The organism is Stenotrophomonas sp. CFBP 13724, assembly GCF_014841975.1.
Classification (GTDB): Bacteria; Pseudomonadota; Gammaproteobacteria; order Xanthomonadales; family Xanthomonadaceae; genus Stenotrophomonas; species Stenotrophomonas lacuserhaii.
Map to the genome: position 1 here is coordinate 1 of NZ_JACYUW010000007.1, position 17,469 is coordinate 17,469.

The window sequence follows — 17,469 nt, forward strand, 5'->3', positions numbered from 1 at the left end:
GGCCGAACGCCGCCTTTCGGCGGCCTTCGGATTGGCGCGACCCTTCCGGGGTCGCGGGGCAGCACTCAGATGGTGCTGCCCTGCCTGTTTTGCAAGGCCGTCAAACTCACCAGCGGTAGTGGGCGAATGCCTTGTTGGCTTCGGCCATACGGTGGGTTTCTTCGCGCTTCTTGATGGCGCCGCCACGGTTTTCCGAGGCATCGATCAGTTCAGCAGCCAGCTTCTTCGGCATGGTGTTCTCGCCACGCTTACGCGCGGAGTCGATCAGCCAACGCATGGCCAGGGCCATCTTGCGCGAGGAACGCACTTCGACCGGCACCTGGTAGGTGGCACCACCGACACGGCGGGACTTGACCTCGACCGACGGCGCAACGTTGTCCAGCGCCTTCTGCACCAGCTCGATCGAGTTGGCGTTCTTTTCGCTGATCACGTCCATCGCACCGTAGACGATCTTCTCGGCCACGGACTTCTTGCCGCTCAGCATCACCATGTTGATGAAGCGGGCGATCGTTTCACTTCCGTGCTTCGGATCGGGCAGGACGGAACGCTGGGGAGTATTACCTTTACGCGACATGTGCTCTCTCCTTATGCCTTCGGACGCTTGGCGCCGTACTTCGAACGGGCCTGGCGACGCTTGGCGACACCGGAGGCATCGAGCGAACCGCGAACAGTGTGGTAACGCACACCCGGCAGATCCTTGACGCGACCGCCGCGGATCAGGACCACGGAGTGCTCCTGCAGGTTGTGGCCTTCACCACCGATGTAGCTGATGACCTCTTCCTGGTTGGTCAGGCGGACCTTTGCAACCTTGCGGAGGGCCGAGTTCGGCTTCTTCGGGGTGGTGGTGTAGACGCGCGTGCAGACGCCACGGCGCTGCGGGCACTTCTCGAGCGCCGGCGAGGCACTCTTGTAGGTGGTAGCTTGCCGCGGCTTGCGGACCAGCTGGTTGATCGTCGCCATCAGTAGGTTCTTCTGATTGGGGCCAGCAGATGCCGGCCAGAGATGCGGAAATGTTAAAGCAGACCATTACTGGCCTGCTGAGACAGACGATTGTAGCAACCTGCCAGAAACGCAGTCAAATGCGCTCCTGTCAAGCCCTTCCTTATCCTGGAAGGTTACGGGGGGGCCTCCGTGTACCCCGTTCAGACTGGTGGGAGAGACCGGAGTCTCCCCTGCCCTTTCACTACCACCGGGCCATTGGCCCGGTGCTGCAACCCGGCAGGTCCGGTCTTTCAACCGGACCGCCTTGCTTACTCGTCGCTGCCCGGAGCCTGTTCGGCTTCGGCAGCGGCTTCGATCACCGGCTCGGCGACAACGGCGGCAGCGGCAACCGGGGTACCGGCCAGCGTCTGCATTTCCGAATCGGTCAGCCCGCTCGCGTTGCGGCGGCGGTTGGCGTGATACGACAGGCCGGTACCGGCCGGAATCAGGCGACCGACGATGACGTTTTCCTTCAGGCCACGCAGGTTGTCCTTGGTGCCGCGGACGGCAGCTTCGGTCAGCACGCGGGTGGTTTCCTGGAAGGATGCCGCCGAGATGAACGACTCGGTGGCCAGCGAGGCCTTGGTGATGCCCAGCAGGACCGGATCGTACTGCGCCGGCAGTTCGCTACGGGCACCGAGGCGTGCATTCTCCTCGATAACGCGCTGACGTTCCACCTGTTCGCCATTCAGGAACTTGCTGTTGCCCTGGTCGGTGATCTCGACCTTGCGCAGCATCTGGCGGGTGATCACCTCGATGTGCTTGTCGTTGATCTTCACGCCCTGCAGGCGGTACACGTCCTGGATTTCCTTGACCAGGTAGGCGGCCAGCGGCTCCACACCCAGCAGGCGCAGGATGTCCTGCGGGCTCGGCTCGCCGTCCACGATGGTCTCGCCCTTGGTCACGTGCTCACCTTCGAACACGATCACCTGGCGGTACTTCGGAATCAGCTCTTCGTGTTCCGAACCATCGGTGTCCTTGATGATCAGGCGCTGCTTGCCCTTGGTGTCCTTGCCGAAGCTGATGATGCCCGAACGCTCGGCAAGCACCGCCGGATCCTTCGGCTTGCGTGCTTCGAACAGATCGGCGACGCGCGGCAGACCACCGGTGATGTCGCGGGTCTTGGAGGCTTCCTGCGGGATCTTGGCGACCACGTCACCCACGCCGACGGCGGCGCCGTCCTGCAGGTTGACGATGGAGCGCGGCGGCAGCAGGTACTGGGCCGGCATGTCGGTGCCCGGGATCAGCAGGTCGTTGCCCTTGGCGTCGACGATGCGGATCAACGGACGCAGGTCCTTGCCCATCGAGCCGCGACGCTTCGGATCGGTGATCTCGCGCGAGGCCAGGCCGGTCAGTTCGTCGGTCTTTTCGATGACGGTGATGCCGTCGACGAAGTCGATGAAGCGCAGGAAACCAGCGACTTCCGACACGATCGGGTGGTTATGCGGATCCCAGTTGGCCACGGTCTGGCCAGCCTTCACTGCATCGCCGTCCTTGGACGCGATCATCGAGCCGTACGGCAGCTTGTAACGCTCGCGCTCGCGGCCATGGGCATCGAGCACCGAGATTTCGCCCGAGCGCGAGACCGCCACCAGCGAACCGTTGGCGTGCTCGACCGACTTCAGGTTGTTGAACTTCACCGAACCGGTGGTCTTGACGGTGATGTTGTCCACTGCTGCCGCACGCGATGCCGCACCACCGATGTGGAACGTACGCATGGTCAGCTGGGTACCCGGCTCACCGATCGACTGAGCGGCGATGACGCCGACCGCTTCACCGATGTTGACGATGTGGCCACGGGCCAGGTCGCGGCCGTAGCAGCGACCGCAGACGCCGAACGCGGAGGCGCAAGAGATCGTCGAACGGACCTTGATGGTCTGCACGCCGGCATCTTCCAGCTTGGCCACCCACGCTTCGTCGAGCAGCGTGTTGCGGGTCACGATCGGATCTTCGTCGTTGCCCGGCAGGAACACGTCCTCGGCCACGACACGACCCAGCACGCGGTCCTTCAACGGCTCCACGACGTCGCCGCCTTCCACGATCGGGGTCATGGTCAGGCCTTCGGTGGTACCGCAATCCACTTCGGTGATGACCACGTCCTGCGCCACGTCCACCAGACGACGGGTCAGGTAACCCGAGTTGGCGGTCTTCAGCGCGGTATCGGCCAGACCCTTACGGGCACCGTGGGTGGAGTTGAAGTACTCCTGCACGTTCAGGCCTTCACGGAAGTTCGCCTTGATGGGCGTTTCGATGATGGAACCATCCGGACGCGCCATCAGGCCACGCATACCGGCCAGCTGGCGGATCTGCGCCTGCGAACCACGTGCACCGGAGTCGGCCATGATGTACAGCGAGTTCATCGACTTCTGGTCGATGATGTCACCCTTGGAATCGGTGACCTTCTCGGTACCGATGGTGTCCATCATCGCCTTGGCGATGCGCTCGTTGGTGCGCGACCAGATGTCGACCACCTTGTTGTAACGCTCGCCGGCGGTGACCAGGCCCGACTGGTACTGCTCCTGGATTTCCAGCACTTCGGCTTCGGCCTCGGTGAGGATGCCGCGCTTCTCGTCCGGGATCAGCATGTCGTCGATGCCGATCGACACGCCGGCGCGGGTTGCGTAGGCGAAGCCGGTGTACATCAGCTTGTCGGCGAACACGACCGTGTCCTTCAAGCCCAGCTGGCGGTAGCTGGAGTTGATCAGGCGGCTGATGTTCTTCTTGGTCAGCTCGGTGTTGGCCAGCGCGAACGGCAGGCCTTCCGGCAGGATTTCGGCCAGCAGCGCACGACCGATCGTGGTTTCCACGATCGAGGTCTTGTCCTGCTTGTTGCCGTCTTCGTCGGTCACCACTTCGGTGATGCGGACCTTGACGCGTGCGTGCAGTTCCACCACGCGGTTGTCATAGGCGCGCTTGACTTCGGCGATGTTGGCGAAGGCCATGCCCTCGCCCTTCTTGTTCACCAGCGAGCGGGTCATGTAGTACAGACCCAGCACGACGTCCTGCGAGGGCACGATGATCGGCTCGCCGTTGGCCGGCGACAGGATGTTGTTGGTGGACATCATCAGCGCACGCGCTTCCAGCTGGGCTTCCAGCGAGAGCGGCACATGGACGGCCATCTGGTCACCGTCGAAGTCGGCGTTGAACGCGGTGCAGACCAGCGGATGCAGCTGGATGGCCTTGCCTTCGATCAGCACCGGCTCGAACGCCTGGATGCCCAGGCGGTGCAGGGTCGGCGCACGGTTCAGCATCACCGGATGTTCGCGGATGACCTCTTCCAGGATGTCCCAGACTTCGGCTTCTTCGCGCTCGACCAGCTTCTTGGCGGCCTTGATGGTGGTGGCCAGGCCACGACGCTGCAGCTTGGCGAACACGAACGGCTTGAACAGTTCCAGCGCCATCTTCTTCGGCAGGCCGCACTGGTGCAGGCGCAGGTACGGACCGACCACGATGACCGAACGGCCCGAGTAGTCCACGCGCTTGCCCAGCAGGTTCTGGCGGAAGCGACCCTGCTTGCCCTTGATCATGTCGGCCAGCGACTTCAGCGGGCGCTTGTTGGTGCCGGTGATGGCACGGCCACGACGGCCGTTGTCCAGCAGGGCATCGACCGATTCCTGCAGCATGCGCTTTTCATTGCGCACGATGATGTCCGGCGCGCTCAGTTCCAGCAGGCGGCGCAGGCGGTTGTTACGGTTGATGACGCGGCGGTACAGGTCGTTCAGGTCGGAGGTCGCGAAGCGGCCACCGTCCAGCGGGACCAGCGGACGCAGGTCCGGCGGCAGCACCGGCAGCACGGTCATCACCATCCACTCCGGACGGTTGCCCGATTCCAGGAAGGCTTCGATCAGCTTGATGCGCTTGGTGAGGCGCTTGAGCTTGGTTTCCGAGCCGGTGGAGGCGATTTCTTCGCGCAGGCGGGTCATTTCCGACTGCAGGTCGATCGTGCGCAGCAGTTCGTACACGGCCTCGGCGCCCATGGCGGCATCGAAGTCGTCGCCGTGTTCCTGGCGTGCGGTCAGGTACTGCTCTTCGGTCAGCAGCTGGCGGCGCTCCAGGGCGGTCAGGCCCGGCTCGGTCACCACGTAGGCTTCGAAGTACAGCACGCGCTCGATGTCACGCAGGGTCATGTCCAGCATCAGGCCGATGCGCGACGGCAGCGACTTGAGGAACCAGATGTGCGCGACCGGCGAGGCCAGGTCGATGTGGCCCATGCGCTCGCGGCGCACCTTGGCCAGGGTCACTTCGGTGCCGCACTTTTCGCAGACCACGCCGCGGTGCTTCATGCGCTTGTACTTGCCGCACAGGCACTCGTAGTCCTTGACCGGTCCGAAGATCGCGGCGCAGAACAGGCCGTCACGCTCGGGCTTGAACGTACGGTAGTTGATGGTTTCCGGCTTCTTCACTTCGCCGAACGACCACGAACGGATCAGGTCGGGCGACGCCAGCGCGATCTTGATCGCGTCGAAATCCAGCGTCTGTCGCTGCTGGTTGAAGAGGTTGAGCAGGTCTTTCATGGTGTTCTCCAGAAGGAGGAATGCGTTGTCGATGGGCTGTCAGGAACGAAGCGGCGGCGCTGCTGCCCGGAAGCAGCAGCGCCTGCGCGATCAGTTGTCTTCCAGTTCCATGTTGATGGCCAGCGAACGGATTTCCTTCACCAGCACGTTGAAGGATTCCGGCATGCCGGCCACCATCTCGTGCTCGCCGTCGACGATGTTCTTGTACATCTGGTTGCGGCCCTGCACGTCATCGGACTTCACCGTCAGCATTTCCTGCAGGGTGTAGGCCGCGCCGTAGGCTTCCAGCGCCCAGACTTCCATTTCACCGAAGCGCTGGCCGCCGAACTGCGCCTTGCCGCCCAGCGGCTGCTGGGTGACGAGCGAGTACGGACCGGTCGAACGGGCGTGCATCTTGTCGTCGACCAGGTGGTTCAGCTTCAGGTAGTGCATGTAGCCGACGGTGGTGTGGCGATCGAATGCCTCACCGGTACGGCCGTCATACAGCTGGGTCTGGCCGCTGGTCGGCAGGTCTGCCAGTTCCAGCATGCGCTTGATTTCCGCTTCGGTGGCACCGTCGAAGACCGGCGTTGCCATCGGCACGCCGTCGGTCAGGTTGCCGGCCAGGCGCAGCAGCTCTTCATCGCTGAACTGGGTCAGGTCGACATGGGTGGCCACGTTGTCGCTGTCGTGGTTGTACACCTCGTCCAGGAACACGCGCAGCTGCGCCACGGCGGCCTGGGCTTCCAGCATGCCCTGGATCTTGCGACCCAGGCCCTTGGCGGCCCAGCCCAGGTGGACTTCGAGGATCTGCCCGATGTTCATGCGCGACGGCACGCCCAGCGGGTTCAGCACGATGTCCACGGTCTCGCCCGAAGCCATGTACGGCATGTCTTCGACCGGCACCACGTTGGAGACCACACCCTTGTTGCCGTGGCGGCCTGCCATCTTGTCGCCTGGCTGGATGCGGCGCTTGACGGCCATGAACACCTTGACCATCTTCAGCACGCCCGGGGCGAGGTCGTCGCCGGCGGTGATCTTGCCGCGCTTGTCGGCGAAGCGACGCTCGAATTCCTTCTCGTGCGCCTGGATCTGCTTCTGGGCGCGTTCGATGGCTTCCGAAGCGTCCTCGTCCTTCATGCGCAGCACGAACCAGTCAGCCTTCTTCAGGCCGTCCAGGTAGGCGTCAGTGATGGTGTCGCCCTTCTTCAGGTTGGCACCACCGTTGACCACCTTGCCGACGATCTGCGAACGCAGGCGGGCGTAGATGGCACCTTCCAGGATGCGGTACTGGTCGTCGAAGTCCTTCTTGACGCGCTTGATCTCGGATTCCTCGATCTGGCGCGCACGCTTGTCCTTCTCGATGCCGTCGCGGGTGAAGACCTGCACGTCGATGACGGTGCCGTCCATGCCCGGCGGCACGCGCAGCGAGCTGTCCTTCACGTCCGAAGCCTTCTCGCCGAAGATCGCGCGCAGCAGCTTCTCTTCCGGGGTCAGCTGGCTTTCACCCTTCGGGGTGACCTTGCCGACCAGGATGTCGCCGGCGCGCACTTCGGCACCGATGTACACCACGCCGGATTCGTCCAGGCGGTTCAGCGCCTGCTCGGACACGTTCGGGATGTCGGCGGAGATTTCCTCCGGCCCCAGCTTGGTGTCACGCGCGACGCAGGTCAGCTCTTCGATGTGGATCGTGGTGTAACGATCCTCTTCCACCACGCGCTCGGAGAGCAGGATGGAGTCTTCGAAGTTGTAGCCGTTCCACGGCATGAAGGCGATCAGCATGTTCTGGCCCAGGGCCAGTTCGCCGATGTCGGTGGACGGACCGTCGGCCAGCACGTCGCCACGCGCCACCACGTCACCCACGTTCACCAGCGGACGCTGGTTGATGCAGGTGTTCTGGTTGGAACGGGTGTACTTGACCAGGTTGTAGATGTCCACGCCCGCGTCGGTCGCGCCGATGATTTCTTCTTCGACGATCTTGACCACGATGCGTGCGGCATCGACCTGCACCACTTCACCACCACGACGGGCGTTGACGGTGACGCCGGAGTCGCGTGCCACGGCACGTTCGATACCGGTACCCACCAGCGGCTTCTGCGCACGCAGGGTCGGCACGGCCTGGCGCTGCATGTTGGCGCCCATCAGTGCACGGTTTGCGTCATCGTGTTCCAGGAACGGAACCAGCGCCGCGGCGACCGACACGGTCTGCATCGGCGAGACGTCCATGAAGTGCACTTCCGCCGGCGGCTTCAGCAGCGATTCGCCCTGGAAGCGGCACGGCACGAACTGCTCGGTCAGCACGCTGTCGGCATTGGTCAGGGCGTTGGCCTGGGCAATGACGTACTCGTTTTCTTCAATGGCCGACAGGAACTCGACTTCGTCGAAGACCTTGCCGTCCACGACCTTGCGGTACGGGGTTTCAAGGAAACCGTACTCATTGGTGCGGGCGTACACGGCCAGCGAGTTGATCAGGCCGATGTTCGGGCCTTCCGGCGTTTCGATGGTGCAGACGCGGCCGTAATGGGTCGGGTGCACGTCGCGCACTTCGAAGCCGGCGCGTTCGCGGGTCAGGCCGCCCGGGCCCAGGGCCGAGACGCGACGCTTGTGCGTGACTTCCGACAGCGGGTTGTTCTGATCCATGAACTGCGACAGCTGCGAGGAGCCAAAGAACTCCTTGATCGCCGCAGCCACCGGCTTGGCGTTGATCAGTTCCTGCGGGGTCAGGCCTTCGGATTCGGCCATCGACAGGCGTTCCTTGACCGCGCGCTCGACGCGGACCAGGCCCACGCGGAACACGTTCTCGGCCATTTCACCGACCGAACGCACGCGACGGTTGCCCAGGTGGTCGATGTCATCGACGACGCCACGGCCGTTGCGGATCTCGGTCAGGACCTTGATCACGTCCAGGATGTCGGACGACTCGCCATGCGCGGCAACCAGGCGCTTGGACTCTTCGTCATTGCGCTCGCCGTAGTACTTGCGGTCGTACAGCACGGCTTCGCCGGTGGTTTCCTTGCGGCCCACGCGACGGTTGAACTTCATCCGGCCGACCGTGGACAGGTCGTAACGCTCGAAGGTGAAGAACAGGTTGTGGAACAGGTTCTGCGCGGCGTCCTTGGTCGGCGGCTCGCCCGGACGCATCATGCGGTAGATCTCGACCAGCGCTTCCAGCTGGGTCTTGGTCGGATCGATGCGCAGGGTGTTGGACAGGTACGGACCACGATCGAGATCGTTCACCCACAGGGTGCCCACCGCGTCCACGCCGGCCTTGCGGAAGGCCTGCAGCTGGTCGTCGGTGATTTCGTCGTTGGCCTGCGCCAGCAGTTCGCCGGTGGCCGAATCGACCACGTCGTGCGACAGGATGCGGCCGACGATGTAATCGTCCGGCACGGCCAGGGCGGCGATGCCCGAGGCTTCCAGCTGCTTGACGTGGCGCGCGGTGATGCGCTTGCCGGCTTCCACGATGACCTTGTCACCGTCGGCCAGGTCGAAGCCCAGGGTTTCACCACGCAGGCGCTCGGCGACCAGCTCCAGCTGCACGCCTTCGTCGGGGTTGATGTGGAACGTGTTGATCTCGAAGAACTCGGCCAGCATCTCTTCGTTGCTGTAGCCAAGCGCGCGCAGCAGGATCGACACCGGCAGCTTGCGACGGCGATCGATACGGGTGAACAGCGCGTCCTTCGGGTCGAACTCGAAGTCCAGCCAGGAACCGCGGTACGGGATGATGCGGGCGCTGTACAGCAGCTTGCCCGAGCTGTGGGTCTTGCCACGGTCGTGGTCGAAGAACACACCCGGCGAGCGGTGCAGCTGGGAGACGATGACGCGCTCGGTGCCGTTGACGATGAAGGTACCGTTCTCGGTCATCAGCGGGATCTCGCCGAGGTAGACCTCCTGCTCCTTCACGTACTTGATGGCCTTGGTCGACGACTCACGGTCGTAGATCACCAGGCGCACGGTCACGCGCAACGGCGCGCCGTAGCTCATGCCACGCTGGCGGCACTCGCGCTCGTCGAACACCGGTTCGCCCAGCTTGTAGCCGACATATTCCAGCGCGGCATTGCCGCTGTAGCTGGAGATGGGGAAGACGGACTTCAGTGCGGCATGCAGGCCGTGGTCCGTGCGCTTGGCCGGATCGACGTTTTCCTGCAGGAACTCGCGGTAGGAATCCACCTGGATGGCGAGCAGGAACGGCACTTCGAGAATCGCGCGCGACTTGGCGAAATCCTTGCGGATGCGCTTCTTCTCGGTGAACGAATAGGACGTCATGAGATCTTCCACCTTGTTGTGCGGGGCGTGCGTCCACGACCCAAAAGGAAACTTGAAATTGTCAGTTGGAAGTCGCTGGTATTGCCGGCACCAGCACGCCTTCTATTGCTACTTCCAACTGCCAACTTGACTGCATCTGCTTGACCGCCGCCGCGCTTGGCGCTGGCCGGACGGGCCTTTTCCTGCAGCCCGTGTTGGGCTTTTTTCAACGATGTTCGGGGTACCGCATGAAACGACCAAAGGCCGGGGGCTTTACGCCCCCAGCCTTGGCTGCATCGCCGGAAATCGATGGCGACGCAAGGGATCTGCTTACTTGACTTCGACAGTCGCGCCAGCAGCTTCCAGGTCCTTCTTGATCTTCTCGGCTTCGTCCTTCGACGCGCCTTCCTTCACGACGCCGCCGGCTTCGGTCAGGTCCTTCGCTTCCTTCAGGCCCAGGCCGGTGATGGCGCGGACGGCCTTGATCACTTCGACCTTCTTGTCGCCCGGCGACTTCAGGGTCACGGTGAATTCGGTCTGCTCTTCAACAGCGGCAGCCGGGCCAGCGGCAGCAGCCACGGCGACCGGAGCAGCGGCGGAAACGCCGAACTTCTCTTCGATGGCCTTGACCAGCTCCATCACTTCCATCAGGGACTTCGAGGCGATGGCTTCGACGATCTGTTCGTTGGAAAGGGACATTTTGATTACCTTTGAATGATTTTCTGGATTGAGGTTCCGTCAGGAACCACGGTAGGTCGAAACTCAGGCGGTCTCGGCGACCGGCTCAGCAGCAGCAGCGGCTTCGCCACCACCCAGCTGATCCGCCAGTGCCTTGTTGGCGCGCGCGAACATCGTGACCGGCTCGGTCAGGACGCGTGCCAGCATTGCCAGGGCCTGGTCGAGGGTCGGCAGCGAGGCCAACACGTCAACGTGGCTTGCCGGGAACACTTCGCCACCAATGGCGACAACCTTGGGCTGCAGCTTATCGTTGCCCTTGGCGAATTCCTTGATCAGGCGACCGGCTGCGCCGGGCTCCTCGAGCGAGAACGCATACAGCAGCGGACCGACCAGCTTGTCCTGTGCACATGCGAATTCGGTGCCTTCAACGGCACGCGAAGCCAGGGTGTTCTTGACAACTTTCAAGAAAACGCCGGTTTCACGAGCCTGCTTGCGCATCGCGGTCATCTGGGAGACCGTGGTGCCAGCGTATTCGGCTGCGATCAAGGAGTGGGCCTTGGCGGCGATGTCTGCCAGCTCCGCGACTACTTCTTGCTTCTGGGACAGATTGAGAGCCATTGCACTCCTCCGATTGAACTCCGCTTACGGCTCCTGCCGTTTGCGGTCCTGGGCGGCGTCCTTCCTGGACACCGGGAACATCGGGTTGATGTTCCGGGGGGTGGGCCGTTCCAGACCTGGACTCAACCTGGGGCTACCCAGGATTGCGTGAACCAGAAAAACTCCAGAAGGGCACCATCTACGCAGGGTGATCCGGATGGATCGATTAAGCGTTCGTGACTGCTCCGGCGGCGACTCCCTGCCAAATCGAGCTTCCGTGCCCGTCGCCGGCATGCCACGACCGCACCTGCGGTCTTTGACGGCTGCCACCGGCGATGCGCTGCCGGCGGTTGCCTTCAAATGGGACGGATGCAGGACCCAAGGGCCCCACATCCGCTTCAAACGATTACTTCAGGGTCAGGGTCGACTGGTCGACAGTGACGCCCGGGCCCATCGTCGAGCTGACCGACACCTTCTGCAGGTACAGGCCCTTCGAGGTGGCCGGCTTGGCCTTGATCAGGTCCAGCAGCAGCGCCTGCAGGTTCGACTTCAGCGCTTCGTCTTCGAAGCTGGCCTTGCCGATGGTGCAGTGGATGATGCCGGCCTTGTCGGTGCGGTAACGCACCTGACCCGACTTGGCGTTCTTGACGGCTTCACCCGGGTTGGCCGAGACGGTGCCGACCTTCGGGTTCGGCATCAGGCCGCGCGGGCCGAGCACGGTGCCCAGCTTACCCACGACGCGCATGGCGTCCGGGGTCGCGATCACGACGTCATAGTTCAGATCACCGGCCTGCATCTTCTCGGCCAGGTCGTCCATGCCGACGGCTTCGGCGCCAGCGGCCAGGGCTTCGTCAGCCTTGGCACCGGCCGGTGCGAACACCGCAACGCGGACCGACTTGCCGGTACCGGCCGGCAGCACGGTGGAACCGCGCACCTGCTGGTCGGACTTCTTGGCGTCCACGCCCAGGCGCACAGCCACGTCGATCGACTCGACGAACTTGGCGCTGGCGGTGGTCTTCAGGATCTTGATCGCGTCTTCGAAGCCATACGACTTGCCCGGGACGACGGCGGCCTTCAGGGCCTTTTCACGCTTGTTCAGTGCCATGTTATTAGCCCTCCACCACGATGCCGATAGAACGGGCCGAGCCGGCGATGGTACGCACGGCGGCGTCCAGGTCAGCGGCGGTCAGGTCGGGTTCCTTCGCCTTGGCGATCTCTTCCAGCTGCTTGCGGGTGACCTTGCCGACCTTCTCGGTGTTCGGGCGCTTGGAGCCCGACGAGATGCCAGCAGCCTTCTTCAGCAGGGTGGTCGCCGGGGTGCTCTTGGTGATGAAGGTGAACGTACGGTCCGAATAGGCCGTGATGATCACCGGAACCGGCAGACCCGGCTCGAGCTTCTGCGTGGCGGCATTGAAGGCCTTGCAGAATTCCATGATGTTCAGGCCGCGCTGACCCAGCGCAGGACCGACCGGCGGCGAGGGGTTGGCCTGACCGGCCTTCACCTGCAGCTTGATGTAACCGACAACTTTCTTTGCCATGAGTATGCTCTCCGGGTGCTAGCGCCTTACGACAACAGGCTCCCCATCGGACCGGGAATCACGCGTCCCGGCATCGCGTTTTTGAATACACGCCGAAGGCCACCTTTCGGCGGCCTTCACTTTTGCCAGTTCCCTGGCAGGAAGCCGGGCACTATACCAGCCCTGCCCGGCAGTGTCGAGCGCACTCGACAGACCGGGATATCAGCCGGTGGCCTTCTCGACCTGGCCGAACTCGAGCTCGACCGGGGTGGCGCGACCGAAGATCAGCACCGAGACGCGCAGGCGGCTCTTCTCGTAATTGACTTCTTCCACGACGCCATTGAAGTCGTTGAACGGGCCGTCGGTGACGCGGACCATCTGGCCCGGCTCGAACAGCACCTTCGGACGCGGCTTCTCGATACCGTCCTGGACCCGGTTCAGGATGGCCTCGGCCTCCGAATCGGCGATCGGCAGCGGACGATCAGCGGTACCGCCGATGAAGCCCAGCACGCGGGAGGTGTCCTTCACCAGATGCCAGCTTTCGCTGTCGATGCGCGGAATGCCGCCTTCTTCGTGGGTCTCGATCTGGACCAGCACGTAGCCGGGAAAGAACTTCCGTTCGGAGCGGCGCTTCTGGCCAGCGCGCATCTCGACCACTTCTTCGGTCGGGACCAGCACATCACCAAACAGCTCCTGCTTTTCTTCACGAACGATGCGATCGCGCAACGCCTGCGCAACCGACTTCTCGAAGCCTGAATAGGCGTGAACAACGTACCAGCGCTTCATGGGTATCTCCTTACCGGCCCAGGAACCACTGGGTCAGTTTCTGAATGACGAAGTCGAATCCACCCAGCAGCAGGCTGAGGATGATCACAACCACGATTACGACCCAGGTCATCCGGATGGCTTCCTGGCGCGTCGGCCAGACCACTTTGCGCAGCTCGAAGCGCGACTCGGACAGGAACTCGCGGGTATCGCGACCCTTCCCGGTCAGCATGAAAACGGCAATACCGCCCGCCAGGCCGACAATGACGGCAAGCGCGCGGATCTGAGCGGTCCAGGCACCCAACTGGGCGGCGCGACCGGAGTCTGCGGAGAACCAGAACCACACGAACAGTCCGGCCAGCACCAACAGGGCTGCGGCGACGTACTTGACGAGGTCTCCACCAGAGGTGGACGTATCCTTGGAGTGTTCGATCTTGCTGTTCATCCGGCTCGGGCTGCTTTAGCGGCGGACCGCTGGTTAGGAAGGCAGATGGCACGCCAGGAGGGACTCGAACCCCCAACCTGCGGTTTTGGAGACCGCTGCTCTGCCAATTGAGCTACTGGCGTACGTTATAAACTTTGCCTTGCCTTAGACGGCGAAGGCGGACCGAGGTTCCCGGCCCGCCACTCGCGCGACCGGCAGCTTTACAAAAACCGCCGGTACTGCAGATTACTTGATGATCTTGGAGACCACGCCGGCACCGACGGTACGACCGCCTTCGCGGATGGCGAAGCGCAGGCCTTCATCCATGGCGACCGGGTTGATCAGGGTGACAACCATCTTCACGTTGTCGCCCGGCATCACCATTTCAACACCTTCCGGCAGCTTGGCAGCGCCGGTGATGTCGGTGGTGCGGAAGTAGAACTGCGGACGGTAGCCGTTGAAGAACGGGGTGTGACGGCCACCCTCATCCTTCGACAGCACGTACACTTCGCCTTCGAACTCGGTGTGCGGCTTGATCGAACCCGGCTTGCACAGGACCTGACCGCGCTGCACGTCGTCACGCTTGGTGCCGCGCAGCAGCAGACCGGCGTTGTCGCCTGCCTGACCCTGGTCGAGCAGCTTGCGGAACATTTCCACGCCGGTGACGGTGGTCTTGACGGTGTCGCGGATACCGACGATTTCGATTTCTTCGCCGACCTTGATCACGCCACGCTCGATACGACCGGTCACCACGGTGCCGCGGCCGGAGATCGAGAACACGTCTTCCACCGGCATCAGGAACGGCTTGTCGACGTCACGCTCCGGCAGCGGAATCCAGCTGTCCAGGGCTTCGACCAGCTTGATGACGGCCGGCACGCCGATGTCGCTCTGGTCGCCTTCCAGCGCCAGACGGGCCGAACCGGCGATGATCGGGGTATCGTCGCCCGGGAAGTCGTACTTGCTCAGCAGCTCGCGCACTTCCATTTCGACCAGCTCAAGCAGCTCAGCGTCGTCGACCATGTCGGCCTTGTTCAGGAACACGACGATGTACGGCACGCCGACCTGACGCGACAGCAGGATGTGCTCGCGGGTCTGCGGCATCGGGCCGTCAGCAGCGGAACAGACCAGGATCGCGCCGTCCATCTGCGCAGCACCGGTGATCATGTTCTTGACGTAGTCGGCATGGCCCGGGCAATCGACGTGGGCGTAGTGACGAACGGTGGATTCGTATTCGACGTGTGCGGTCGAGATCGTGATGCCACGTGCCTTTTCTTCCGGCGCGGCGTCGATCGCGGAGTAATCCTTGAACTCGCCACCGAAGCGCTCGGCACCGATCTTGGTCAGTGCGGCGGTCAGCGTGGTCTTGCCGTGGTCGACGTGACCGATGGTGCCGACGTTGACGTGCGGCTTGGTGCGCTCGAACTTACCCTTTGCCATTTCTATCTACCTTTTAGTTTCTAAAGTGGTGTGGAGGACCTGAGCTACGCTCAGGCCTTCTTCATGACTTCGTCGGCGATGTTGCTCGGCGCCGGCTCGTAGTGGTCGAATTCCATCGTGAACGTGGCACGGCCCTGGGTCTGCGAACGCAGCGAGGTCGCGTAGCCGAACATTTCACCCAGCGGGATCATCGCGTTGATGATTTCCGCCGAACCGTCACCGGTCACGCTCGAACCCTGCAGCATGCCGCGACGACGGCTGACGTCGCCCATCACGTCACCCTGATAGTCGCTCGGGGTCACGATCTCGACCTTCATGATCGGCTCCAGCAGGACCGGCTTGGCCTTGGAGAAGCCCTGCTTGAAGGCCATCGAGGAGGCCAGCTTGAACGCCATTTCCGAGGAGTCGACGTCGTGGTACGAGCCGAACACCAGCTTGACCTTGACGTCCACGACCGGGAAGCCCGCCAGCGGACCGCTGGTGATGGTTTCGCGCAGGCCCTTTTCGATCGACGGAATGAATTCCTTCGGAATCACGCCACCGGTGATGTCGTTGATGAACAGGAAGTCGTCCTTGATCATCGGACCGATCTTCGGATCGGCACGGTCTTCAGCGGTGATCGGCGACAGCTCGATCACGACGTGACCGTACTGACCCTTACCACCGGACTGCTTGGCGTGCTTGTAGTCCGACTTCACATCCGACATCTGGATGGTTTCGCGGTAAGCCACCTGCGGCTTGCCGACGTTGGCTTCAACGTTGAACTCGCGCTTCATGCGGTCGACGATGATGTCCAGGTGCAGCTCACCCATGCCCGAGATGATCGTCTGGCCGGATTCCTGGTCGGTCTTGACGCGGAACGACGGATCTTCCTGGGCCAGGCGGCCGAGGGCGAGACCCATCTTTTCCTGGTCGGACTTGGTCTTCGGTTCGACGGCCATCGAGATGACCGGCTCCGGGAACACCATGCGCTCCAGGATGATCGGGTGTTCCTGCGAGCACAGCGTGTCACCGGTGGTTGTGTCCTTCAGACCCACGGCCGCGGCGATGTCACCGGCCAGCACTTCCTTGATCTCTTCGCGATCGTTGGAGTGCATCTGCAGGATGCGACCGATGCGCTCCTTCTTGCCCTTGACCGAGTTCAGCAGCTGGTCGCCGGCGTTCAGCGTGCCCGAGTAGACACGGAAGAAGGTCAGCGCGCCGACGAACGGATCGGTGATGATCTTGAAGGCCAGCGCCGAGAACGGTGCCTTGTCATCGGACTTGCGGCTCAGGGCGACGGTTTCGTCGTCCACGTCGGTACCGGTCACGTCCGGCACGTCGATCGGCGACGGCAGCAGCTGCACCACGCCGTCCAGCATGGCCTGCACGCCCTTGTTCTTGAACGCCGAACCGCAGTACATCGGCACGATGTCGGTGGCCAGGGTGCGCACGCGCAGGGCCTCGACGATCTCGGCCTCGGTCAGCTCTTCGCCGCCCAGGTACTTTTCCATCAGCTCTTCGCTGGCTTCAGCCGCGGCTTCGATCATGTAGGTGCGGGCCTCTTCGGCCTCCGCCTGCATGTCGGCCGGGATGTCCAGGTAGTCGAACTTCATGCCCTGGGAAGCTTCATCCCAGTGGATGGCCTTCATCTTGATGAGGTCGACCACGCCCTTGAAGTTTTCTTCAGCGCCGATCGGCAGCTGCATCGGCACGGCAACGGCACCGAGCTTGGCCTTCAGCTGGCCAACGACCTTGGTGAAGTTGGCACCGGTGCGGTCCATCTTGTTGACGAAGGCAATGCGCGGCACCTTGTACCGGTTGGCCTGGCGCCACACGGTTTCGGACTGCGGCTGGACGCCACCGACGGCGCACAGCACGAACACCGCACCGTCGAGCACGCGCAGCGAGCGCTCCACTTCGATGGTGAAGTCGACGTGCCCGGGGGTGTCGATGATGTTGAAACGGTGCTCCGGCAGGGACTTGTCCATGCCCTTCCAGAACGCGGTGGTGGCAGCGGACTGGATCGTGATGCCACGCTCCTGCTCCTGCTCCATCCAGTCCATGGTGGCAGCGCCGTCGTGCACTTCACCGATCTTGTGGCTCTTGCCGGTGTAGAACAGGATGCGCTCGGACGTGGTGGTCTTGCCGGCATCGATGTGAGCCATGATGCCGAAATTGCGGTAACGCTCGATGGGAGTGGTGCGGGCCACGGGGAGCCTCTCGATTTCTTGGATTTCGGATGGCCGAACGCCGCCTTTCGGCGGCCTTCGGATTGGCGCGACCCTTCCGGGGTCGGGGGGCAGCACTCAGATGGTGCTGCCCTGCCTGTTTTGCAAGGCCGTCAAACTCA

The 17,469-nt window shown here is 63.0% G+C and carries 12 protein-coding genes and 1 tRNA gene; all 13 read right to left on the bottom strand.

The genetic code is table 11. From position 1 onward, the window contains the following. Positions 1-106: 106 nt before the first annotated feature. The 13 genes from rpsG to fusA all read right to left on the bottom strand — a co-directional run bounded on the left by rpsG (position 107) and on the right by fusA (position 17,329). Positions 107-574 (bottom strand): 30S ribosomal protein S7, encoded by a 468-nt coding sequence (gene rpsG / locus IFT63_RS17350; protein ID WP_042615315.1) that lies wholly within the window; start codon positions 572-574, stop codon positions 107-109. Between the two features lie 11 nt (positions 575-585). Further along, on the bottom strand, positions 586-960 hold the full coding sequence (gene rpsL, locus IFT63_RS17355; protein ID WP_042615316.1) for a 30S ribosomal protein S12: 375 nt from the start codon (positions 958-960) through the stop codon (positions 586-588). Positions 961-1,250: 290 nt separating this feature from the next. Continuing rightward, positions 1,251-5,495, bottom strand: coding sequence for a DNA-directed RNA polymerase subunit beta' (gene rpoC, locus IFT63_RS17360; protein WP_042615317.1), 4,245 nt, complete (start codon positions 5,493-5,495; stop codon positions 1,251-1,253). A 90-nt stretch (positions 5,496-5,585) separates the two neighbouring features. Further along, complete coding sequence (rpoB, locus tag IFT63_RS17365) at positions 5,586-9,740, bottom strand: DNA-directed RNA polymerase subunit beta (protein ID WP_192085249.1); 4,155 nt, start codon at positions 9,738-9,740, stop codon at positions 5,586-5,588. Between the two features lie 309 nt (positions 9,741-10,049). Continuing rightward, complete coding sequence (rplL, locus tag IFT63_RS17370) at positions 10,050-10,418, bottom strand: 50S ribosomal protein L7/L12 (RefSeq protein ID WP_042615319.1); 369 nt, start codon at positions 10,416-10,418, stop codon at positions 10,050-10,052. Positions 10,419-10,481: 63 nt separating this feature from the next. Next, positions 10,482-11,015, bottom strand: coding sequence for a 50S ribosomal protein L10 (gene rplJ, locus IFT63_RS17375; protein ID WP_042615320.1), 534 nt, complete (start codon positions 11,013-11,015; stop codon positions 10,482-10,484). 385 nt (positions 11,016-11,400) lie between these two features. Continuing rightward, positions 11,401-12,099, bottom strand: coding sequence for a 50S ribosomal protein L1 (rplA, locus tag IFT63_RS17380; RefSeq protein WP_042615321.1), 699 nt, complete (start codon positions 12,097-12,099; stop codon positions 11,401-11,403). Between the two features lie 4 nt (positions 12,100-12,103). Then, complete coding sequence (rplK, locus tag IFT63_RS17385) at positions 12,104-12,532, bottom strand: 50S ribosomal protein L11 (RefSeq protein ID WP_042615322.1); 429 nt, start codon at positions 12,530-12,532, stop codon at positions 12,104-12,106. A 201-nt stretch (positions 12,533-12,733) separates the two neighbouring features. Next, entirely contained in the window at positions 12,734-13,297 is a 564-nt protein-coding gene (nusG, locus tag IFT63_RS17390; protein WP_042615323.1) for a transcription termination/antitermination protein NusG, read from the bottom strand. A gap of 10 nt (positions 13,298-13,307) precedes the next feature. Continuing rightward, the gene (gene secE / locus IFT63_RS17395; protein ID WP_042615324.1) at positions 13,308-13,721 is read right to left on the bottom strand and encodes a preprotein translocase subunit SecE; all 414 of its coding nucleotides are present in this window, start codon (positions 13,719-13,721) and stop codon (positions 13,308-13,310) included. Positions 13,722-13,767: 46 nt separating this feature from the next. Next, positions 13,768-13,843, bottom strand: a tRNA-Trp gene (locus IFT63_RS17400). Positions 13,844-13,946: 103 nt separating this feature from the next. Then, the gene (tuf, locus tag IFT63_RS17405) at positions 13,947-15,137 is read right to left on the bottom strand and encodes an elongation factor Tu (protein ID WP_101098575.1); all 1,191 of its coding nucleotides are present in this window, start codon (positions 15,135-15,137) and stop codon (positions 13,947-13,949) included. 50 nt (positions 15,138-15,187) lie between these two features. Beyond that, positions 15,188-17,329, bottom strand: a complete 2,142-nt coding sequence (fusA, locus tag IFT63_RS17410) for an elongation factor G (protein ID WP_192085251.1) — start codon at positions 17,327-17,329, stop codon at positions 15,188-15,190. Positions 17,330-17,469: the final 140 nt, after the last annotated feature.